Here is a 20,697-nt window from a genome sequence, read left to right as displayed (position 1 = left end):
ACCTTATACTAGATTCCTCCACCTGGTTCAGTCATATATTGTACAACAGGTGATTTTTGTGTTGCATTTTGATGAATTTCAGGGTTATTTAATCCAACAGATAATACAGCGACAGTTACTAGACTTAGAACGAAAATCTTGATCTTTTTCATCTTAAATACCCCTTTTCCTTTATTGAAATTTTAGCTTCATAACTCATACGATAGTAATCCGAAGCCTTATCTTTCATTCCTATATTATAACACTCATTAGCCAAAAATTCGGAATAGTTTTGAATTTCTTTCAAAATATTTTGATCTTTAAAATAAGCAATAGCTTCCAAAACAATAGGCTCTAATTCTTCGATAGCAACCTTATCAACTAAAGCATTCAAGATATTATAACGGTGGTGATATTCTTCCGTACAGTCTTCTAACCCTTCAGCAATAAAGATTCTTGCCTTTTCATAATTCCCTAAATTATAATGAACTTCCGCTAAGGTATGTATACCTTTTTTCTGATACGGTAATCGAGGAGAACTGAATTTTTCATATACATCTTCTAAATGTCGTAGAGATATCTCCCACAGCTTTTGATTCGAATAGAAAACACCTAAATTATAACGAACCGTCAGGGCTGCTTTCGATTCCTTTTCCTCCTCTAGTATACTTAAGGCAGATATTAGATATTCTTCTGCCATAGCATGCTGATCAAGTGTAATAAGGGACATCCCTATTGTATTCTTACAGGCTCCAACCTTCGCATGAAACGAATGTAACTCTTTATCTTTTTCGAAGTATGCTAGGGCATTCGATGTATGTTTCACCGCTAAAGTGGGTTGTGATAAATAATAATGGTACAAACCTACTCTATATTGAAACTCTGCATTTTCTAATTCGTCATTAAGGACTGGTAGTAATTCTTCTGCAAGTCTCAAATGATGTTCTGCTTTTGGATACTGTCCCATTTCTGTTGTATAGATGAATTTAAAAAAGTGATAATAGTATTGCAATCTTGAATCAGGTTGCTCCTGAAGATGTGAAAGACTTCCTAGATCATGTTCAAAGTTACCGATTAACATTTGGAAACGACAATTAAATAAGGTGTAATAATCTAAAAGATCGTCATATTCTTTCATACTATTAAATTTTTCATCTATAACTTGTTTCAAGGCAATCGTTTTTTCTGTATGCTGCGAAACCATTTCAAGATACCATTCTTGTAATAATGCATATCCTGTATTTGTGAAATCCCTTGTTTCCATCGCCCGTCACCCTCTCTTTATATACTACCTACATATTATTTAAATATTAACACAATTTCTTTAACCACAAGCGATTTTTAATGTTGAGAAAATTTTTTAGGGTCAAACCTTATTTTACATATATAAAAAACCTATAATATAAGTATCAATTTATAAAATTACTAGCGATACGGTACGTGGAATTATATAAAGATTGGAGTGTCCTCATGGATATATCACCAAAATAAGAAACCCCATAGTGAAGCTTTCTACTCACAAAAGATAACAAAAGTATCCAACACAACTGTGCGAAAGATTGTGCTAGAATACATTCATTACTACACTTGTTTGCGAATTCAAGAAAAATTAAACCACCTATCCCCTAAAGAATTTAGGGAACAGATGGTTTAGGTGTTTTGATCGGTGTCCCGTTTTCGGGGGGCACTTCATTTTTTTGTAGTCAGCTTTTTATTATTTTTTATTATACTTTGCAACGAATTCCGAAAGCTTCTTCAGTTCCTCATCTGTACCTTTAAATACACCTTTAGGCATGGAACCTTTTCCCTCTTTCGCAATTTTAGCAATTTCTTCTGGCTTCAAAGTTAAATTTTGCAGTGCCGGTGCTGCTGCGCCGCCCTGTAAATTGTCACCGTGACATGTTAAACAAGTATTTTTTTGCATTAATTTATAACCGTCATCATTTTTATCAACTGGTGCTGTTTTTACAATTGCTCCTTGTTTTTTTGCAGCTTCCCAGTCGTGGTGTGCTACAGATTCCCAAGTTAAAAAGATAATCGATGCAACTGCTAAAAGCATAAATCCCGTTGCTACAGGACGCTTCAATGGGCGTCTTTCTGGGCCTCGATCAAGAAATGGAGCTAACAGTAATGCGCCAAACGCAATCCCTGGCATAATGAACGCTCCAATTACAGTAAATGAGCCAGAAGCATAAGAATACTTTAATAACTGATACAAGAATAAGAAATACCAATCTGGAAGTGGTATATACCCAGCATCAGTTGGATCCGCCATTCTTTCAAGCGGTGACGGATGTGCCACTGTTAAACATAAATAACCGATTAAAAAAACTGCACCAACCATCCATTCTTTTAACAAGAAGTTCGGCCAAAATGCTTCTGTTTTCCCTGGGTATTCCGAATAGTCTTTTGGAATATTTGGTTTCCGAGCTACTGGTACCCGAGAATCTCCTACAAACTTCATCCCTTTGCCGCGATGCATAATCTCCCTCCTTTAGTTCTTTCCCCTTTAATTTAGCAATCTCTTATAGCGGACCGGAAATACCTTGTTTGCGAATCATGATGAAGTGGAAGGCCATTAAACCTAGAAGTGCTGCTGGTAAGAAGAAGACGTGAATAGCAAAGAAGCGAGTTAATGTTTGAGCGCCAACAATTTCGGAATGACCAGCGAGTAATGTTTTAATGTAAGGACCAATAAGCGGCGTTTGCTCTGCAATTTGAATCCCTACTTTCGTAGCAAATAACGCTTTCATATCCCACGGTAATAAATATCCGGTAAAACCAAGACCTAACATAACAAAGAAAATAAGAACACCAACAATCCAGTTTAGCTCACGAGGCTTTTTATACGCACCCTGGAAGAAAACTCTAAGTGTATGTAAAAACATCATTACAATTACGAGACTAGCACCCCAGTGGTGCATACCACGAACAATTTGCCCATATGCAACTTCATTTTGCAAATAATAAACCGATTCCCAAGCATTTTTAATATCAGGCACATAATACATCGTCAAAAACATTCCAGATAAAATTTGAATTACAGTAACGAAAAAGGTAAGTCCGCCAAAGCAATAAACGAATGCAGAAAAGTGATGTGCCGGGTTTACATGTTCAGGTACTTCATGATCAGCGATATCACGCCATATTGGTGTAATATCTAACCTTTCATCTACCCAATCATAAATTTTATTTAGCATCTACTTTGCACCCCCTCTTGGCTTCGCTTTTCCTAGGTACAGCGTTCCATCTTTCACTTTAGATTCGTATACATCAAGTGGAGCAAGGGGCGGCGTGCCTTTAATATTTATCCCGTCTTTTGTGTAACGGCCCCCGTGACATGGACAAAAGAATTGATTCGGATGTGCTTTGTCCGAATTCCAGTTCACTGTACATCCTAAATGTTTACATACTGGAGAGAACGCAACAATGTCTCCGCTTTCATCTTTATGAACCCAAGCTGATTTTGGCTCTTCGGACTTGTACCAACCATCAACCTGCTTCACCTTAAAATCGAAACGTTTCGGCTCTGTTGTAATATCCTTTACTTGTGCAACAGCAACCATATCCGTTCCCGCTTCTTTTCTTAACACCGGATCAAGCGCAAATCGCGTCATCGGCATTAAAATACCCGCTGCCATAAAGCCTCCTACCCCTGTAAGAGTGTAATTTAAAAACTGTCTTCTTGACACACGATGTTCTTTCTCGCTCACGAAAATTTCCCCCCTCTATCAGAAATTGTCCCCTCGTGATAAATTATATAAAAAATAAAAACTAGGACACTATCATGATATAATACGCTCATGCACAGGTCAATATCATACTACTCATAATAATAAGAACTTTCTGTTTATTATTATTTTCCCCATTTTTCTTCTAACATTACCATTATATTTTTTATATGTGCATGAATCACTTCTCTTTTCGCTTGATCACTAAATTGTTCTAACGCTAATGAAGGAAACCAAAATAAATCTCCCTGCAATTCTTGCATATCTTCTTTCCATGAAAAATCACTTGTAACATAAGCAATATGCTTAAAACCTTGCTTTTGTAAATGATTTGTCCATTCTTGCAAACGACCTTTTTCATTTTTTTGACTTTCTACTAAATACGTAAATGCAGGTAATAAAAGGACTCTTCCTTTATATTCTCTTTCCAACTCCATACTCAACAGTTCAATAAATTCACCTTGTTCTACTACCGTTTTCATTTCTTTCGCTGCCGAAATTGATAAAAGTGGTATAATACCTGTATCTACATATTCTCTTGCTTGCTCAAACTGTTCCACATCTTTTACAATCCATTTCAAATGTCTTCCCTCCCCCACCTATAAATGACAGAACTTTCACTTTATATATATTAAACCATACTAAAAGAGGTAAAAAAAGAAAAACTACCTATATTAAGGTAGTTTTTCTTGAAAAAGTCTGAAATTTGTAAAATTTTATGAATCCAAATGAATTCTATAACATCTTTAACTCCGCTGTTAACCTATGAAACGCTTCCTTATCTTGCTTATCCAGCGCTTCATCAATTTGTTTCAAAAGACGTTCTCTTCTAAAAGAAAATACACTTTCTTCTAAAAATCTTTCTGCAAGTAAACGATCTTTTTCATTTACTTCAATGTGCTTTGGTAAATACGGGTTTTCTTCTAATACAGCTACGTAATTGGCATTTTGAAACGATGATTTAAAATTGAGTTGAATATAAATATCCTCATCTCGATTTAAACGAATATCATGAAACGATTTTTCAGCATCTGTTGTCATAACATTTTGTTTAAAAAAGTGAAACGGTGTATCTTTTACACAATTCGCGGACATTACTAAGCCACGCGGACAATATTTTGCATGCTCTACGAAGTGGACTTTATGCATCAATTGGTCGTGACTCATTAAATAATTCAAAATCCATACACATTCGCGCTGTTTCAGTTGGTAATTATTCAAAAACCATTTTACAAAATCCTTCTTCTCGTTTACAGAAACAGGGGTATTCATAGCAATTAAGTCCCTCCTCTGTCTTTCTCTTTTCTTTTTAGATTCAAGAAGCGGCATTCAGTTTCCTTCCAACTTATGAAAAATCCTCTAAATTATATAACAATTCTTCAATATGAATTTGTGTCGGGTCTAGTTGTATTAACTGAGTAAATACTTCTTTCGCCTCTTTTCGCATACCTTCTTCCAATAAGAAATAACCGTACTCTTCCAAGAAGTCTGGATGATTCTTAAAAGAAGTATATGCACTTTCATAGTGTTTTAATGCATCCGAATACATTTCTAATTGTTTTTTTGCAAATGCAAGATCCCAAAGTAGTTGTGTATCTGGTTCTCCGCTATCAATTGCACGCTCTACAACAGCGATTAACTCTTCATATTTTTCTTGTTCCTTTAAGATGTACGCATATTTTAATGTTGCACCTAAATGTCCTGGATCTAACTCAAGCGCTTTTTGAAGTACTTCCTCTGCTTCCGCAATTTTCCCTAATTTCGCCGCAATGTTTGCTAATTCTACATAAAATGGTACAGAAAGCTCATCTACTTTAATTCCTTCATGAAGTGTTTCATAGCTTTCTTGAAGCATCCCTTCTTTTTCATAGCTTTTCGCTAAATACATGTAAAGCGATGCATACTCAGGATCTAATTCTTTCAGTTCTTGCCAAGCACCAATTGCTCTTTGGTATTCTTCACCTTGGTATAACGTGAAGGCATATCCAAATAATGAGTGAATATCTTTTTGTTCCTCTAAACCTGCTTCGTAGTAAGAAATCGCCTCTTCCCAATTTCCAATCGCGCTTAACGTTTCTCCAAGGCGTAGCGCAATGACAACACCACCCATTACTTTATGTTCCGCTAATAGCGACTCATAATAAGTGATTGCCTTTTGTTCTTCACCTTTACTACTATATAACTCTGCTAATCCAAACGTAATGACAGGCTCGTCAGGCATCATTTCTTTCGCCTTTAATAGTTTTTGTTCTGCTACATCATCGAAACCTTGCATTTGGAATAAATCCGCAACAAGTAATAACGATTGAACATATAAATCATCATTTTCTGGAATATCATGAAGCACTTCAATCGCTTCATCTTCTTTGTCTAGATCAATATATAATTCTGCTAAAAATACAGTGAATTCACTTTCCTCTGGATACAATAAACGTAAGTCTTCTGTAATAGCTAACGCTTCATCCGTAAATCCAAGTGTATGATAATAGCGAGCGATATCATACTTCTCTTCATCATTCGCAATTTTTAATTGTTCTTTTAATAATTGTAATCCTTTTTCCGCTTCACCATTTTCAATATATGAAACAGCTTGTTCAAACTTTTGCATAAACGTCTCCTTTAATTCTAAAAAATATTCTTTTCTGTTCATTTATCATAAGCAACTCATTGTTAGAACGCAACCTTTAGAATGTGCATGCTTCTTCTTACAGAGTAGTTAATTGTTCAAAAGGTTCGGATATGATACCGATACCTTCTTATCTTCTTCTATTGTACCGCTTTCTTTTATGACCGTGCAAATAACTTCTCCCACTAATTATCGAGCCATACAAATCGTGATTTACAGAACAACTTAATTACCAAACTTCAACTTTTTTAATGCGATAAAAAAGACTCCTCTAATAGGAGCCTTCACAATCTCTTAAGAATATGTTTCCTCTTTCTGTACTTGCTCATTTACAAGTTCTTTCAGTAACTCTATAATTTCATCATTTTCTTCTTTCAAACCGACAGTAATACGAATGCCATCATCGATACCAAATGCAGCACCAGAACGAACAATATATCCTTTTTTCATTAATCGTTCGAAAGCTTCATTACCAGGAATACCGAGTTTTAAGAAAATGAAATTTGTTTGAGATGGATAATAGAATACGTTATATTCCTTACAAAATGCGTAATATTGATGTAATCCTTCTTCATTCTTTTTCACACATTCTTGTAAAAATGCTTGATCTTCTAATGCAGCAAGTGCTACAGATTGCGCTACAGTCGATGTATTAAATGGTAACCTCGCTACTTCTAACTGCCCGATTAACTCCGTATTACCAACTGCATATCCGATACGGAAAGCAGCTAGACCATATGCTTTTGAAAACGTACGTAATACCATAAGATTTTCATACTTTTCAAGAAGTGGTAATGTTTGCGGATAGTCTTCTGCTCCCGCATATTCATAATATGCTTCGTCCATAATAACAAGCGCTGACTTAGGAACTGATTCTAAAAATGAAAGTAATTTTTGTTTTTCTACATATGTACCTGTCGGATTATTCGGGTTACAAATCCATACAATCTTCGTTTGATCATCTACTTGCTGTAACATCGCATCTAAATCGTGAATGCCATCTTTAAGTGATACTTCACGAACTTCTGCTCCTTCAATAACAGCATGGTGATGGTATTGCGAGAATGTTGGATTCGCCATTACAACATTTGTTCCTTCGTGTAGTAACGCACGACTAATCATTTGAATGACTTCATCTAATCCACTACCAAATAACAGTTGTTCCGCTTTAACACCTAAATGTTTTGCTACTTTTGTACGAAGTTCAAAGGCATGTCCATCTGGATAAAGAGCGTATTGACTCGCTAAAGAAGTTAATGCTTCTGTTACGCGTGCTGAGCAACCGAACGGATTTTCGTTCGATGCCAATTTCACAATTTTCGATAACCCATATTCCCTTTTTACTTCTTCAATATTTTTCCCAGGTACATATGCTCTCAAAGTTAACAATTGTTCTTTTACTCTCATTTTTCTTCCCCCAGTCATTTTATTGAATTCGATTACAATACAATTTTAGCCCTTTACTGTAATCTTTTATCCTAACCGTCACTATTACGAAAACACCTCAAAATAAGCACTTCATGGCTACTCTTTATCATTTATTTTTCAACCATATCCTTTTGAAATGCCTCTAACGCAATATGAACAGTCTCATCAGGAATAGATACGACATTCACTACCCCATATTCCTGCATAAGTACCATATGAATTGTCCCTGCATTCGCTTTCTTATCTTGTTTCATCAACCCGACGAGGCGTTCTACACTTAAATCACTTGGCATTTTTGGATAGCCGTACTTCAAGAACCACTGCTTCATCTCTTCATAAGCAAGATTCACCTTATACACTTGTTCACTTAAGAATATAGCAAATAACATTCCAACCGCTACTCCGTCACCGTGAGTAATATTTCCATATCCTAGTTCTTTTTCCAGAGCATGGCCTAACGTATGTCCAAAGTTCAAATGAGCACGTACACCTTTTTCTGTTTCATCTTGTGCTACAATGTTTGCCTTTACAGGAATTGCCTTCGTTAATATGTGGATTAATTTCTCATCACGAAGATCTGCTAATGTTTGCACTTCTTCTTTTAGCCAATGATATAGCTTTACATCACCAATTAGAGCATGTTTTATCACTTCTGCATAACCCGAACGCCACTCTTTTTCAGGAAGAGACTGTAAAAACGGCGTATGATATACAACTGCTTCCGGTTGATGGAATGCACCTATCATATTTTTACCTAACGGATGATTGATTGCTACTTTCCCACCTACCGCGCTATCGTGGGCTAATAAAGTCGTTGGAACTTGAACAAAGCGAATTCCACGCATAAACGATGCAGCAACAAAACCAGCTAAATCTCCAATCATCCCGCCTCCAAGTGCGATAATTAAAGAATTTCTATCTAATTTATTTTCAAGAGCTGACGTATGAGCCGCGTAGAAATTTTCAAAAGACTTCTCTTTTTCACCACTCGGTACGACAAATGAAAATACTTTTTGCTCTACTTGCAATGCATCTACAACTGTCTGTAAATGTAAAGATGCAACAGCTTCATCTGAAATGATCATAATATTTGATACAGATGGATGCATATTTTGAACGATTGTTGTCAAATGTGACAACGATTCTTTTCCTACATATACATCATATTCTTTTGATTTCGTTTGAATATGTATGTTTCCCATTAAAATCCCCTCGCATATTCATTATGTTTCTCAATATTTTCACGAATAAGGTCCATACGATCTAATCCGAATTGTTCTATTAAAGCTGTCGCTAATTCCCAAGCTACAACCGCTTCTGCAACGACACTAGCGGCTGGAACAGCACAACTATCTGAACGTTCAATGCTTGCTGTAAAAGGCTCTTTCGTATCAATATCAACACTTTGAAGAGGTTTATATAGTGTAGGTATCGGTTTCATCACACCGCGCACAACAATTGGCATTCCAGTCGTCATTCCACCTTCTAAACCACCTGCATTATTTGTTCTTCGTGTATATCCATGTTCTTCATTCCAAAGAATTTCATCATGAACTTCACTTCCTGGTCTATGTGCTGCTTCAAAACCAATTCCAATCTCGACCCCTTTAAAGGCATTAATGCTCATTATTGCGGCTGCTAATTTTGCATCTAGTTTTCGATCATAATGCACATAGCTGCCTACTCCAATTGGCATTCCTTCCACAATTACTTCCACGATGCCACCGATTGAATCACCATTTGATTTCGCATCATCAATTGCTTTTATCATTTGATTACCAGCTTCTTCATCTAAACAGCGTACAGGTGATGCTTCAGTAATACTTTTTAATTCTTCAATTGAACGATACGTAGTCTCTTTAGCCTGTACACCGCCAATTTCAATTACATGGCCTGCTACCGCAATACCAAGTTCCGCTAACACTTTTTTTGCAACCGCACCAGCAGCAACACGTACTGTCGTTTCGCGTGCCGAAGAGCGTTCCAGTACATTTCTCATATCTCTATGACCATATTTAATCGCACCATTTAAATCAGCATGTCCAGGTCTTGGTTTTGTTACTTTCCTTTTCATTTCTTTTTCTTCTTGTTCCGTTAACGGCTCTGCACCCATAATTTTTGTCCAATGTGCAAAATCACGGTTTTCAACAACAAGTGCAATTGGAGAACCTAATGTCTCTCCATGCCTAACACCACTTACAATTTGCACTTGATCTGTTTCAATTTGCATGCGTCTACCACGCCCATATCCCTTTTGCCTTCTAGCTAACTCTTCATTTATATCATCCGCTACTAATGGCAGTCCGGCTGGAACACCTTCTATAATCGTTGTAAGTTGTGGACCATGAGATTCACCAGCTGTAATATATCGCATACGTTATTCCTCTTTTCGTATATGTATTTATCTCGCTATATTAAGCAATAATTTTATCTTTCATTACTCTAAAAATATGAAAGAGTTATTCATACATCAGCCATTCGCTTATTCTCCGATAGGCCTTTACTTTACATATCAATATATCATAACAGCTCTAACTTCGTAACTAATAGAAATAAAAAAAGTGCAAGAAGAATACCCCTATTCTCCTTGCACTTTCTACTATTATCACAGTGATTAAAGCGTTTACAAATTATTTCAAAATAATTAGTAAATCCATTCATTCATTAATTTTGAGTAGTCAACTAATTCTTCTTCTTTAAAGAAAATAGCAATCTCGCGCTCTGCACTTTCTAACGAATCAGAACCATGGATAATGTTTTTTGCAACAGTTACACCGAAATCTCCACGAATTGTTCCAGGAGCTGCTTCATGTGGTCTTGTTTTACCCATCATGTTACGAGCTGTATCTACTACACCTTCACCTTGCCATACCATTGCGAATACAGGACCAGATGTAATAAAGTCTACTAATTCACCAAAGAAAGGTTTTTCTGTGTGCTCAGCATAGTGTTGTCCAGCGATTTCTGGAGTGACTTGCATTAATTTTGCACCAACTAATTGAAAGCCCTTCTTCTCAAAACGAGCTACAATTTCCCCAATGAAGGCACGTTGTACACCGTCTGGTTTAACCATTAGAAATGTTTTTTCCATAAAAAATCTCTCCACTTCTGAATTATGTATGTAATTGTATATCCCCACACACATATTAACACCCTTATCACAATTGTGCAATAGTTTTGAAATAGAGAGATTATTTTATTTTTTAGAAAAAACACTAAAATTTTCGTTTTCCAATATACTTTGCTACATTTTGTAATGCATACTTTGCTTGTCCACGTGGGAGTGGTTTTATCATTTCTAATGCTTTATGTAAATAACGTTCACTAAACGCAAATGCTTTATCAATAGCAGCACTATTCTTTACAGCTTCAATAATTTCTTTCATTTCTTCCGCTGTTGTATTTTCATGTACAGATCTGATTTTCTTACAAAGGATTGGATCTTCCATAGCATATAAGGCAGGAAGCGTAATGTTTCCTTGCAATAAATCGCCCCCAGCAGGTTTTCCAAGTTTCTCTTCTGTAGAAACGAAGTCTAAAATGTCATCAATAATTTGATACGACATCCCTACGAAATAGCCATACCAAAACAGACGGCTTACCGTATCACGATTAGCGCCAGCAGCAATCGCTCCTAGTTGGCAACTTGCAGCAATTAATAAAGCGGTTTTTCGCTTTATTCTTCTTAAATATGTTCTTAAATTTTGGTCATAGTTATACTTATCTTTAATTTGTTCGATTTCACCTTTACAAACTTCTAAAATGGTATGCGATAGCGCCTGATGCGCCTCTGGAATTTCAATATTCGTTATACATTCAAGAGACTTAGCGAATAAATAGTCCCCTGTATACATTGCAATACGATCTCCCCATTTCGCATTCACAGTTGCACTACCACGTCGTAAAAACGCAGCATCAATAACATCATCGTGAACAAGAGAAGCCATATGAATAAGTTCTAACGCAACAGCTACATGCTTAATTGCATCTAACTTATAATCTCCAAATTTCCCCGCAAGCAACACAAATACAGGACGAATTCGCTTCCCACCAGCTTCAATAAGTTGTAATGCCGCCTCTTCTACTAATGGCTGTTCAGAAGCAACTGTCTTTTTTAATTCTTTTTCTATCACATTAATATCCGATCGTAAAAAAGAGTACATAAGTTGTAACTTCATATTGTTCACCTTAACCTAAAACTTCTTTTTTCTATTTTGATTCTGGTTTCATGCCTAAATGCATCGCTGCTACCCCAAAAGTAAATGGCTTCACTTGCACACGTTCAAGTCCAGCTTTTTCGAACATATTAGCCAATTCTTTCATACCTGGGAATGTACTAGCAGATTCTTGCAGCCATGAATATTCTTTATAACTTTTCGCAAATAACTTTCCAAATAACGGCATGATATATTTAAAGTATAAAATATAACCTTGTCGAAAACCAATCATTGTTGGTTGAGATGTTTCTAAACAAATTACTTTCCCACCCGGTTTTACTACACGCGTCATTTCTTTTAATACGTGCATATAATCCGGTACGTTACGTAAACCAAATCCAATCGTTACATAATCAAATGTGTTATCTTCAAATGGAAGTTCCATTGCATTTCCGTGTAGAAGTTCTACTTGTTTTAATTGTAAAGCCTCTACCTTTTGCTTACCAACAGATAACATATTTTCACTGAAGTCTAAACCAACAACCTTGCCCTGTTCACCCACGGCTTCAGCTAGCGCAATTGTCCAGTCCGCTGTCCCGCAGCAAACATCAAGCGCTTTACTACCTGGTTTTACATCCATAATGCGCATCGTCTCTTTACGCCACGCTTTATGCCTTTGAAAACTAATTACAGAATTCATTACATCGTATTTATCAGAGATTTTCTCAAATACATCATGTACTCTTTCTTCTTTTGATTGTTGCATGCTCGTACCTTCTTCCAATGTAAAATTGCTTATGTCTTCGATTTATCTCTTAACACAGAGTTTATTTCGCTTATATCTGTGTGATTTTCTAAAAATTGATTTTCTTTCTTTCCAAGTTTCATCATCCATCCATTCATAACTGTTTCTGCATCTGCTTTATCGTTCACAATCCCTTGAACAGCTTGAAAAACAGGTGAATGTTGTTTATTAACATGTAGTTCACATTCTTTTTGGAGACGATTTTTTCCTAGTACATACGTTATAAACGGCTTCCAATGCGCTAAATGAAAATGATCACATGTTTTTTGCAACAGTGCAGACTCAATCATTACTACACTTTCCATTATGTCATCCACCGTTTTATGCGCTTTTTGATATAACATTATTTTGTGTTCATTAATTTCTTTAATTCCTTCAGCAAGCGCACGAATTAAAACAATATCACGATTCATAGACAATAAGTAATAATATAACCCGCTATAGTAATCACCAGCAAGCACTGTTAACTGGCGACGCTTATGCGATTCATTCGCTTCTTCCCCTGCTTTATTCGATACTCTTTCATGTGTATCAAGCGCAATTTGCACAAGCATAATCGTCACTACATAATGCTCAATTTGTTCTATATGTAAATTTGCACCTTTTAAAGCACCATATAACAATGCGATTTTCTCTTCATCAATAAATGGTTCTTCAATATAGTTTATAAAATAAGGATGGCGTAATTTCACCATCAATTTCTCTCTTATACCCGCATACCCTCCGTAGATGTCACACACAAAAATCACCCTTGTTTTCTAATTCATAAAACTTATTATAACACATACACTCTATTTTCTATAACCAAAACTTGGCTACTCTTTCCAAACTTCTATCGAACTACATAACATCTTCTATTCTTTTAAGTAATCTTTCTATTCTCACTCTGCCTCGCTAAAACTATATCATTTATTTACAAAAAAAAAAAAAAAAAAGAAAAGCAGTTTCCCACTTTTCTTTACTTCGTTTTAATAAAAGATAAAATTTCACTACGTGCTGCAGCATCATTTTCTAGCACACCACGTACTGCTGTTGTTACTGTTTTTGCACCTGGCTTTTTCACACCGCGCATCGTCATACACATATGTTCCGCTTCTACTACTACCATTACACCATGCGGCTCTAGTACTTCCATAATAGAGTTCGCTACTGTTGATGTAATACGTTCTTGCAGTTGTGGACGACGTGCAATTGTATCTACAGTACGAGCTAATTTACTTAACCCTGTCACTTTTCCGCCTTGCGGAATATATGCAACGTGAGCAACTCCATAGAATGGAACTAAATGATGCTCACACATCGAATAAAACGGTATATCTTTTACTAGTACAAGCTCCTCATGATCTTCTCCGAACACTTTGTGTAAATGTTCTTTCGGATCTTCATGCATACCTGAGAACACTTCTGCGTACATTTTTGCAACACGCTTTGGTGTATCAAGTACTCCCTCTCGATTAGGATCATCTCCAATTGCCTCTAAAATAAGGCGTACTGCATGTTCAATTTGTTCTAAATTAACTTTTGCCATCCGCTAGCCCTCCCGAAAACCTAAAAGTGATACGAACACATTCTAGCATATTTATGTTTTTAAAAGCAAAAAGAAGAGTTTCCAAAAAGGAAACTCTTCTTCCCTGTTAATATGTAAGGATTATTTAACCGCATCTTTTAATGCTTTACCAGGTTTGAATGCAGGTACTTTACTTGCAGCGATTTCAATCTCCTCACCTGTTTGTGGGTTACGACCTTTACGAGCCGCACGCTCACGAACTTCGAAGTTACCGAATCCGATCAGTTGTACTTTATCACCTTGTTTTAAAGCTTCTAAGATAGAATCAAAAACAGCGTCTACTGCTTTTGTTGCGTCCTTTTTAGAAAGGGAACTTGCTTCTGCAACAGCATTGATTAAATCTGTCTTGTTCATGCCATTCACCTCCTCCCAAAGATAAGACTGTATAATGATCATAAAATGAGTCTTACTTTCATTTGTAGGCAATTTTTGCAAATTCTATACTACAAAGATGTAGATAAATCATTATCAACGCCTATATTATACGATTCTCCTTTATAATTCAATATTTTTAAGGAAATTGTTACTCTTAAAATGTGAAAATCTGATGAAACTTGACAATTTACAACAATATATTAGATAATAGCTGTTTATTTTCCTATTCTATATGCGAAAATTAAAAAATCCCTCTACGATGAGAGGGATTTTTTCTTATAATATAATCGCAATTAATCCGCCAGATCCTTCATTAATAATTCTTTCTAGCGTTTCTTTTAATTTATATCTCGCATTTTCTGGCATTAAAGATAGTTTCGCTTGAATGCCTTCCCGAACAATAGAACTCAGTGAACGTCCAAATATATCAGAATTCCAAATTGATAATGGATCATCTTCAAAATCTTGCATTAAGTAACGAACTAGTTCTTCACTTTGTTTTTCCGTACCAATGATTGGCTCAAACGTAGACTCCACATCTACTTTAATCATATGAATAGATGGAGCTACAGCTTTTAATTTCACACCAAATCTTGAACCGTGACGAATAATTTCTGGTTCATCTAAACTCATGTCAGCTAACGCAGGCGCCGCTACACCATATCCTGTTTGTTTGACCATACGCAGAGCATCCGCCACTTGATCGTATTCTATTTTCGCATGAGATAAATCGAGCATAAGCTTCAATAAATGATCTTTCCCTCGAATTTCTACTCCTACTACTTCTTTTAAAATTTGATCATATAATTCATCTGGTGCATATAAATCAATCTCTGCTACGCCTTGCCCCATATCAATGCCAGCTAGGCTCGCTCGATCAATAAATTCATACTGACTAAACTGCCATACGACACGGTCTACATCACGAAGACGTTTTATATCCTTCACAGTCTCTTGAACGGCTTCTTGATAACTTTGGCGTAACCAATGCCCTTCATTTAGTACCATTACCCAGCTCGGAAGGTTCACATTCACTTCTAAAACAGGGAACTCGAATAACGCCTCTCGAAGTACATTGTATACATCTGTTTCTCTTAAACTTTCAACACTCATCGCAATGACTGGGATATCATATTCTTCAGATAAGCTTTGGCGCAATTGCTCTGTATCTGGATGATACGGCTGTACAGTGTTAATGATCATAATGAAAGGTTTTCCGACTTCTTTTAACTCATTTACGACGCGTTCTTCTGCCTCTATATAATCTCTTCTTGGAATTTCACCAATCGTTCCATCTGTTGTAATTACAACACCAATTGTTGAATGTTCTTGAATTACTTTACGCGTTCCGATTTCTGCAGCTTCATGGAATGGAATAGGCTCTTCATACCAAGGAGTATTAATCATGCGCGGGCCATTCTCATCTTCATAACCTTTTGCTCCTGGAACAGTATATCCGACGCAATCTACTAATCGAATATTCACTTCAAGACCTTCATCTACTTCGATAGAAACCGCTTGGTTTGGAACAAATTTCGGTTCCGTCGTCATAATTGTACGGCCAGCAGCACTTTGAGGTAGTTCATCCTGCGCCCTTTGACGGTCAGACTCATTTTCAATATTAGGAATAACTACAAGTTCCATAAATTTTTTAATGAATGTTGATTTCCCTGTTCGAACAGCTCCTACAACTCCAAAATAAATATCACCGCCTGTGCGTTCCGCAATATCTTTAAAAATATCTACCTTTTCCAAGTGATTCCCTCCCTCAATATTTTTGGGAATAATTCCACGTTTATAGTCAACTAATACCTTCTCTAACGTTGCCTATAATATCTGATATAATATAATGGTATTCTAGAAGTTCGGACAATATATCATATAATTTTGTCCAATTTCATATGACTATTAAAAAATACCTTTTGTTTGCATCGCAAGTTGTGTAACATAAAAAACCTTTCTTCTAGAACTTATTCACTAAAAGAAAGGTTCATGACTTATGATTTTAAAAAAATTGGTTCTCCATTCTTTACCGTATACGGTAAAGAATACGCAGGTACAAACGGAGAATCTTTCGAAAGTATATTTCGAATATCTTCTCCCTCCTTAAATTGCCCTTCATTTTTTTTCAACGCTTCATATAAGTCGATTCTATAATCAACATAAATTTCTCCCTTCTCATTAATTACAAAAGGAAGGCCTTTACCAGAATACGGACTTGTCACTTGCGGTACATCTTTATATCCAAGTTTTTTGAAATCTAATTCATACACACCATCTGAAATTACCTTTTTAAAAGGTGGATATTGATGTTCATCTCGATACATCCTAAGCTTTAATGATAATTGCTGAATTTGTTCAGCCATCCTAACATCAATTAACTTTACTGTTGGGTTTGTTTCAACGTCTATTAATACGTATTGATATACTCCCCCGCTTTCATAGGCATTCCCTGGTGCTTCTTGTATGTAACGCGGAGAAATCTTTTGAAAATCGATTGGATATTTTTGATAAATAGGCGTATTCATATCCCGCGTCTTAATTGGCAATATCCCGTCATTTTGCTCCTTAAATGTCGCAACAGCTTTTTGAACGACCTGCAACTGATCTTCATAAGGAACAGCATTTTGTTTCATATTTTCTTTTGGATACAGACACCCTGTTAAAATGCTCATACAACAAAATATTAAAATAATATGGACTTTTTTCACTAGTAATCACCTTTTCATACTAATATAACTCGCTCCGTACCATGCCCTTTACTGCTGCACAGGTCCACTAAATACAACAAGAAAAATAACAATTCCTGACACAATCATGAGGGTGTACGCTACCAATGCTGTAATCCCTTTCAAAACTTTATTCTTTATTTTATATCTGCTTAGTAAAATAAAACTTACTGCAAAAAACATAAATCCAATTGCTCCTAAAGCAAACCACATTTTTATAAGCCCTTCCGACATATACACACCCCTTTTTATTAATCTATTTTTATACTATTTTAACAAATTAAAATCTTTAAACAAATACAAAAAAGAACATTTTACTACAAATCGAGATTATGTAGTTTTAATCAATAGGTTTTTCAGCATTTTCCACCAGTCTAGATAAAAATAAAACCGAAGCAAGCATACCTCTCGCTTCGGTTGACCAAATATGCCCAAAACAGCTCTATTCCCATACTTTCATGGCTATCATATGCAATTTACAAACTCTTTGTTTCTCATATTTTATTTTTTAAACATTTTGCTTAACGAGCCAAAATCTGTCGGCATATTATTGTTAATAATCGCTTTTACAATTTGATCCTCTTGTTCTTTCGGCACCTCACGTCCTGCCATAAGAGCCACTTGATGAATCAATTGACGAAGTACAGTCTCATCACGTAAATTCGCATTTTGTACAGATGATGCTAATTTAAAAATATCTTCTTTATTCACTTTCGCTTCTTTTTCAATGTTATTAAAAATGTTGTTATCCATTCTTTTCACCCTCTCCTCAAGTTACTCTTCATCCTATGCAAAAATAAAAAAATGGTGAAAAGACCCAAAAAAATAAAAAGCGACAGAAGTACAATTGTACTTCTGTCGCTTTTCTTTAAAGTAAGTCAGGTATAGCTTCCACTTCATGTTTTCGAACACGCCCCATTAATGAGCCCACTGCATCTTTTACATTATTCCCATTGAATAAGACGTCATATAAAGCAGCTGTAATCGGCATTTCCACTTCCATTTTCTCTGCCAACTCATGCGCAGCTTTCGTTGTTCTTACACCTTCGACAACCATACCCATGCTTTCTAACACTTCTTCTAAAGAGTGTCCTTTTCCAAGCAAATTCCCAGCACGCCAATTTCGGCTATGGACACTTGTACAAGTTACAATTAAGTCTCCCATACCAGTTAGACCAGCAAACGTTAACGGATTTCCACCCATTTTTCTTCCTAAACGAGCAATCTCCGTTAAACCACGCGTCATTAATGCCGCTTTCGCATTATCACCTAATCCAAGACCATCAGTTATCCCAGCAGCTAATGCGATAATATTTTTTAACGCACCACCAAGTTCAACTCCAACGATATCTGGATTTGTGTATACACGGAAGTAACTATTCATAAACAAATCTTGTACTTCCTCAGCCGCTTCCATACGCTTTGCTGCAGATGTAACAGTTGTCGCCTGACGTAACCCAACTTCTTCAGCATGACTCGGTCCAGATAGTACAACAACATCTTTAATTAAGCCCTCTGGAATTTCTTCCTCAATCACTTCCGAAATACGTTTTGACGTACCAGGTTCAATTCCTTTACTTGCATGAATCCAAGTAGTCGGGCCTGCTACATATTTCTTCATATCTTGCAGTACTTCTCTATACGCTTTCGTTGGTACTACAAGAAGTACTACATTTACATCTACTAATGCTTCTTCTAAAGAAGAGTAGGCTACGATTGTGCTTGGCAATGTAATTCCTGGGAGATATCGACTATTCTCATGTTTTGTATTAATCTCATCCATAAGTTCAGAACGATTTCCCCAAATACGTACATCATGCCCATTGTCAGCTAATACCATCGCTAACGCTGTTCCCCAGCTACCTGCTCCAACTACTGTGATTTTTGTCATAAAATCACATCCTCTCCATTAGTCTCTTGCTCTAGCGATAATGTGAATCGGTGTTCCTACAAAGCCGAATGATTCACGTAAACGATTCTTTAAGAAGCGCTCATATGAGAAGTGCAATAGTTCTGGATCGTTTACAAACACAACAAATGTTGGTGGTTTTACCGCAACTTGTGTTGCATAGAAAATCTTCAGACGACTACCATTATGCGTTGGCGTTGGATTCATCGCTACCGCATCCATAATTACATCATTTAATACGTTCGTTTGAATACGGATACTATGGCTTTCATTTACCTCATCGATAACCGGTATTAACGTTTGTGTACGTTTTCTCGTTTTTGCAGATAAGAATACAATCGGTGCGTACTCTAAAAATTGGAAATGAGCACGGATGTTTTCTTCAAATGCTTTCATTGTTTTCTCATCTTTTTTCACTGCGTCCCATTTGTTTACAACAATCACGACAGCTCGTCCTGAATCATGAGCGTATCCAGCGATTTTTTTATCTTGTTCAATAATTCCTTCTTCACCATCTAAAACGACTAAAACAACGTCAGAACGTTCAATCGCTCTTAGTGCACGAAGTACACTATACTTTTCTGTACTTTCATACACTTTCCCTTTTTTACGCATACCAGCTGTATCGATAATTACATAATCTTTTCCATCTTTACTATATGGTGTATCGACAGCATCACGAGTTGTTCCTGCTACATTACTAACAATTACACGCTCTTGACCAAGAAGAGCATTTACAAGTGATGATTTCCCTACGTTTGGACGTCCAATTAAAGAGAAACGAATTGTATCTTCATCATATCCGTCTTCTTCAATCTTTGGAAAATGCTGTGCAGCTTCGTCTAATAAGTCACCTAATCCTAATCCGTGTGTACCTGAAATTGGGAATGGCTCACCAAATCCTAATGCATAGAAATCATAAATGTCACTGCGCATTTCCGGATTGTCCACTTTATTTACTGCAAGTACAACCGGTTTATTTGAACGATATAATATTTTCGCAACTTCTTCATCAGCTGCTGTTACACCGTCACGACCATTTGTCATAAAAATGATAACATCCGCTTCATCAATTGCCACTTCAGCTTGTTGACGAATTTGTGTCAAAAATGGCTCGTCTCCAATATCAATTCCACCTGTATCAATAATGTTAAATTCATGATTTAACCATTCTCCAGCGCTATAAATACGATCGCGCGTTACACCTGGAATATCTTCTACGATTGAAACTCTCTCTCCAACAATTCTATTGAAAATAGTAGATTTCCCTACGTTCGGGCGGCCTACTATTGCTATTACTGGTTTCGGCATATACTTTCATCCTTTCAACTTGCTTCTGTTTATTATGTAAAAAACCCTTCTTTGTGCAAGAAGGGATTTGCATTCCAGAA

Annotated in this window: 23 protein-coding genes and 1 pseudogene; 1 reads left to right on the top strand and 23 read right to left on the bottom strand. The window is 36.3% G+C overall.

What is annotated here, in order from left to right:
* Positions 1–8: 8 nt before the first annotated feature.
* Together FH036_RS11785 and FH036_RS11780 are read right to left on the bottom strand one after the other, a co-directional pair.
* The gene (locus FH036_RS11785) at positions 9–152 is read right to left on the bottom strand and encodes a Phr family secreted Rap phosphatase inhibitor (RefSeq protein WP_138322241.1); all 144 of its coding nucleotides are present in this window, start codon (positions 150–152) and stop codon (positions 9–11) included.
* The gene (locus tag FH036_RS11780) at positions 149–1,243 is read right to left on the bottom strand and encodes a response regulator aspartate phosphatase (protein WP_139895775.1); all 1,095 of its coding nucleotides are present in this window, start codon (positions 1,241–1,243) and stop codon (positions 149–151) included. The genes FH036_RS11785 and FH036_RS11780 overlap by 4 nt, the downstream gene beginning before the upstream one ends.
* A 237-nt stretch (positions 1,244–1,480) precedes the next feature.
* On the opposite strand from FH036_RS11780, the pseudogene FH036_RS11775 reads away from it, so the two are divergent.
* Positions 1,481–1,633 (top strand): annotated as a pseudogene (locus FH036_RS11775) (IS3 family transposase); the annotation flags it as partial.
* A gap of 60 nt (positions 1,634–1,693) precedes the next feature.
* Here FH036_RS11775 and qcrC read toward each other — a convergent pair.
* From qcrC to der, 21 genes are all read right to left on the bottom strand, one after another.
* Positions 1,694–2,461, bottom strand: coding sequence for a menaquinol-cytochrome c reductase cytochrome b/c subunit (qcrC, locus tag FH036_RS11770; protein WP_000554606.1), 768 nt, complete (start codon positions 2,459–2,461; stop codon positions 1,694–1,696).
* Between the two features lie 43 nt (positions 2,462–2,504).
* Complete coding sequence (qcrB, locus tag FH036_RS11765) at positions 2,505–3,179, bottom strand: menaquinol-cytochrome c reductase cytochrome b subunit (protein WP_000932700.1); 675 nt, start codon at positions 3,177–3,179, stop codon at positions 2,505–2,507.
* Positions 3,180–3,692, bottom strand: a complete 513-nt coding sequence (gene qcrA, locus FH036_RS11760) for a menaquinol-cytochrome c reductase iron-sulfur subunit (protein WP_001290418.1) — start codon at positions 3,690–3,692, stop codon at positions 3,180–3,182.
* Positions 3,693–3,835: 143 nt separating this feature from the next.
* A complete protein-coding gene (locus FH036_RS11755) occupies positions 3,836–4,291 on the bottom strand; it encodes a YpiF family protein (protein ID WP_139895774.1) in 456 nt (151 codons plus the stop codon).
* 154 nt (positions 4,292–4,445) lie between these two features.
* Positions 4,446–4,982, bottom strand: coding sequence for a ReoY family proteolytic degradation factor (locus FH036_RS11750; RefSeq protein WP_001095923.1), 537 nt, complete (start codon positions 4,980–4,982; stop codon positions 4,446–4,448).
* A 73-nt stretch (positions 4,983–5,055) separates the two neighbouring features.
* On the bottom strand, positions 5,056–6,318 hold the full coding sequence (locus FH036_RS11745; protein WP_001168676.1) for a tetratricopeptide repeat protein: 1,263 nt from the start codon (positions 6,316–6,318) through the stop codon (positions 5,056–5,058).
* Positions 6,319–6,630: 312 nt separating this feature from the next.
* The gene (gene hisC, locus FH036_RS11740) at positions 6,631–7,743 is read right to left on the bottom strand and encodes a histidinol-phosphate transaminase (RefSeq protein WP_001264005.1); all 1,113 of its coding nucleotides are present in this window, start codon (positions 7,741–7,743) and stop codon (positions 6,631–6,633) included.
* A gap of 131 nt (positions 7,744–7,874) precedes the next feature.
* A complete protein-coding gene (gene aroB, locus FH036_RS11735) occupies positions 7,875–8,966 on the bottom strand; it encodes a 3-dehydroquinate synthase (protein WP_044790552.1) in 1,092 nt (363 codons plus the stop codon).
* Positions 8,966–10,138: a chorismate synthase gene (aroC, locus tag FH036_RS11730; protein WP_044790553.1), complete on the bottom strand. Its 1,173-nt coding sequence runs from the start codon at positions 10,136–10,138 to the stop codon at positions 8,966–8,968. Before aroC ends, aroB begins: the two co-directional genes overlap by 1 nt.
* A 270-nt stretch (positions 10,139–10,408) precedes the next feature.
* Positions 10,409–10,855 carry a nucleoside-diphosphate kinase gene (ndk, locus tag FH036_RS11725; RefSeq protein ID WP_000415885.1) on the bottom strand — a complete coding sequence of 149 codons (447 nt, stop codon included), beginning with the start codon at positions 10,853–10,855 and terminating at the stop codon, positions 10,409–10,411.
* A 124-nt stretch (positions 10,856–10,979) separates the two neighbouring features.
* Positions 10,980–11,942 (bottom strand): heptaprenyl diphosphate synthase component II, encoded by a 963-nt coding sequence (gene hepT, locus FH036_RS11720; RefSeq protein ID WP_044790554.1) that lies wholly within the window; start codon positions 11,940–11,942, stop codon positions 10,980–10,982.
* Between the two features lie 31 nt (positions 11,943–11,973).
* A complete protein-coding gene (gene menG / locus FH036_RS11715) occupies positions 11,974–12,687 on the bottom strand; it encodes a 2-heptaprenyl-1,4-naphthoquinone methyltransferase (protein WP_001187662.1) in 714 nt (237 codons plus the stop codon).
* Between the two features lie 29 nt (positions 12,688–12,716).
* Positions 12,717–13,466, bottom strand: a complete 750-nt coding sequence (locus FH036_RS11710) for a heptaprenyl diphosphate synthase component 1 (RefSeq protein ID WP_044790555.1) — start codon at positions 13,464–13,466, stop codon at positions 12,717–12,719.
* Between the two features lie 218 nt (positions 13,467–13,684).
* On the bottom strand, positions 13,685–14,254 hold the full coding sequence (gene folE, locus FH036_RS11705) for a GTP cyclohydrolase I FolE (RefSeq protein WP_001151482.1): 570 nt from the start codon (positions 14,252–14,254) through the stop codon (positions 13,685–13,687).
* Between the two features lie 120 nt (positions 14,255–14,374).
* The gene (locus FH036_RS11700; RefSeq protein ID WP_001043860.1) at positions 14,375–14,647 is read right to left on the bottom strand and encodes an HU family DNA-binding protein; all 273 of its coding nucleotides are present in this window, start codon (positions 14,645–14,647) and stop codon (positions 14,375–14,377) included.
* Positions 14,648–14,944: 297 nt separating this feature from the next.
* Positions 14,945–16,423, bottom strand: a complete 1,479-nt coding sequence (gene spoIVA / locus FH036_RS11695) for a stage IV sporulation protein A (protein ID WP_000416519.1) — start codon at positions 16,421–16,423, stop codon at positions 14,945–14,947.
* 242 nt (positions 16,424–16,665) lie between these two features.
* Positions 16,666–17,379, bottom strand: coding sequence for a hypothetical protein (locus FH036_RS11690; RefSeq protein ID WP_049113550.1), 714 nt, complete (start codon positions 17,377–17,379; stop codon positions 16,666–16,668).
* A gap of 48 nt (positions 17,380–17,427) precedes the next feature.
* On the bottom strand, positions 17,428–17,631 hold the full coding sequence (locus tag FH036_RS11685) for a DUF2768 domain-containing protein (RefSeq protein ID WP_001288998.1): 204 nt from the start codon (positions 17,629–17,631) through the stop codon (positions 17,428–17,430).
* A 267-nt stretch (positions 17,632–17,898) separates the two neighbouring features.
* Positions 17,899–18,150, bottom strand: coding sequence for a stage VI sporulation protein F (locus FH036_RS11680; RefSeq protein ID WP_000369754.1), 252 nt, complete (start codon positions 18,148–18,150; stop codon positions 17,899–17,901).
* Positions 18,151–18,265: 115 nt separating this feature from the next.
* Complete coding sequence (locus FH036_RS11675; RefSeq protein ID WP_000161779.1) at positions 18,266–19,288, bottom strand: NAD(P)H-dependent glycerol-3-phosphate dehydrogenase; 1,023 nt, start codon at positions 19,286–19,288, stop codon at positions 18,266–18,268.
* A gap of 18 nt (positions 19,289–19,306) precedes the next feature.
* Positions 19,307–20,617, bottom strand: coding sequence for a ribosome biogenesis GTPase Der (gene der, locus FH036_RS11670; protein ID WP_001125893.1), 1,311 nt, complete (start codon positions 20,615–20,617; stop codon positions 19,307–19,309).
* Positions 20,618–20,697: the final 80 nt, after the last annotated feature.

This window comes from Bacillus sp. CD3-5 (assembly GCF_006349665.1).
GTDB lineage: Bacteria > Bacillota > Bacilli > Bacillales > Bacillaceae_G > Bacillus_A > Bacillus_A paranthracis.
The sequence above is the reverse complement of the archived record's forward strand: the minus strand, read 5'-3'. Positions and strand labels throughout refer to the sequence as shown.

Bases quoted from the DNA above. Each gene is read 5' to 3' on its own strand.
- folE (WP_001151482.1), bottom strand. From the start codon at position 14,254: ATGGCAAAAGTTAATTTAGAACAAATTGAACATGCAGTACGCCTTATT.
- FH036_RS11700 (WP_001043860.1), bottom strand. From the start codon at position 14,647: ATGAACAAGACAGATTTAATCAATGCTGTTGCAGAAGCAAGTTCCCTT.
- aroB (WP_044790552.1), bottom strand. From the start codon at position 8,966: ATGGGAAACATACATATTCAAACGAAATCAAAAGAATATGATGTATAT.
- menG (WP_001187662.1), bottom strand. From the start codon at position 12,687: ATGCAACAATCAAAAGAAGAAAGAGTACATGATGTATTTGAGAAAATC.
- ndk (WP_000415885.1), bottom strand. From the start codon at position 10,855: ATGGAAAAAACATTTCTAATGGTTAAACCAGACGGTGTACAACGTGCC.
- aroC (WP_044790553.1), bottom strand. From the start codon at position 10,138: ATGCGATATATTACAGCTGGTGAATCTCATGGTCCACAACTTACAACG.
- qcrC (WP_000554606.1), bottom strand. From the start codon at position 2,461: ATGCATCGCGGCAAAGGGATGAAGTTTGTAGGAGATTCTCGGGTACCA.
- FH036_RS11750 (WP_001095923.1), bottom strand. From the start codon at position 4,982: ATGAATACCCCTGTTTCTGTAAACGAGAAGAAGGATTTTGTAAAATGG.
- qcrB (WP_000932700.1), bottom strand. From the start codon at position 3,179: ATGCTAAATAAAATTTATGATTGGGTAGATGAAAGGTTAGATATTACA.
- FH036_RS11680 (WP_000369754.1), bottom strand. From the start codon at position 18,150: ATGGATAACAACATTTTTAATAACATTGAAAAAGAAGCGAAAGTGAAT.
- FH036_RS11685 (WP_001288998.1), bottom strand. From the start codon at position 17,631: ATGTCGGAAGGGCTTATAAAAATGTGGTTTGCTTTAGGAGCAATTGGA.
- FH036_RS11745 (WP_001168676.1), bottom strand. From the start codon at position 6,318: ATGCAAAAGTTTGAACAAGCTGTTTCATATATTGAAAATGGTGAAGCG.
- FH036_RS11675 (WP_000161779.1), bottom strand. From the start codon at position 19,288: ATGACAAAAATCACAGTAGTTGGAGCAGGTAGCTGGGGAACAGCGTTA.
- hepT (WP_044790554.1), bottom strand. From the start codon at position 11,942: ATGAAGTTACAACTTATGTACTCTTTTTTACGATCGGATATTAATGTG.
- der (WP_001125893.1), bottom strand. From the start codon at position 20,617: ATGCCGAAACCAGTAATAGCAATAGTAGGCCGCCCGAACGTAGGGAAA.
- hisC (WP_001264005.1), bottom strand. From the start codon at position 7,743: ATGAGAGTAAAAGAACAATTGTTAACTTTGAGAGCATATGTACCTGGG.
- FH036_RS11785 (WP_138322241.1), bottom strand. From the start codon at position 152: ATGAAAAAGATCAAGATTTTCGTTCTAAGTCTAGTAACTGTCGCTGTA.
- FH036_RS11780 (WP_139895775.1), bottom strand. From the start codon at position 1,243: ATGGAAACAAGGGATTTCACAAATACAGGATATGCATTATTACAAGAA.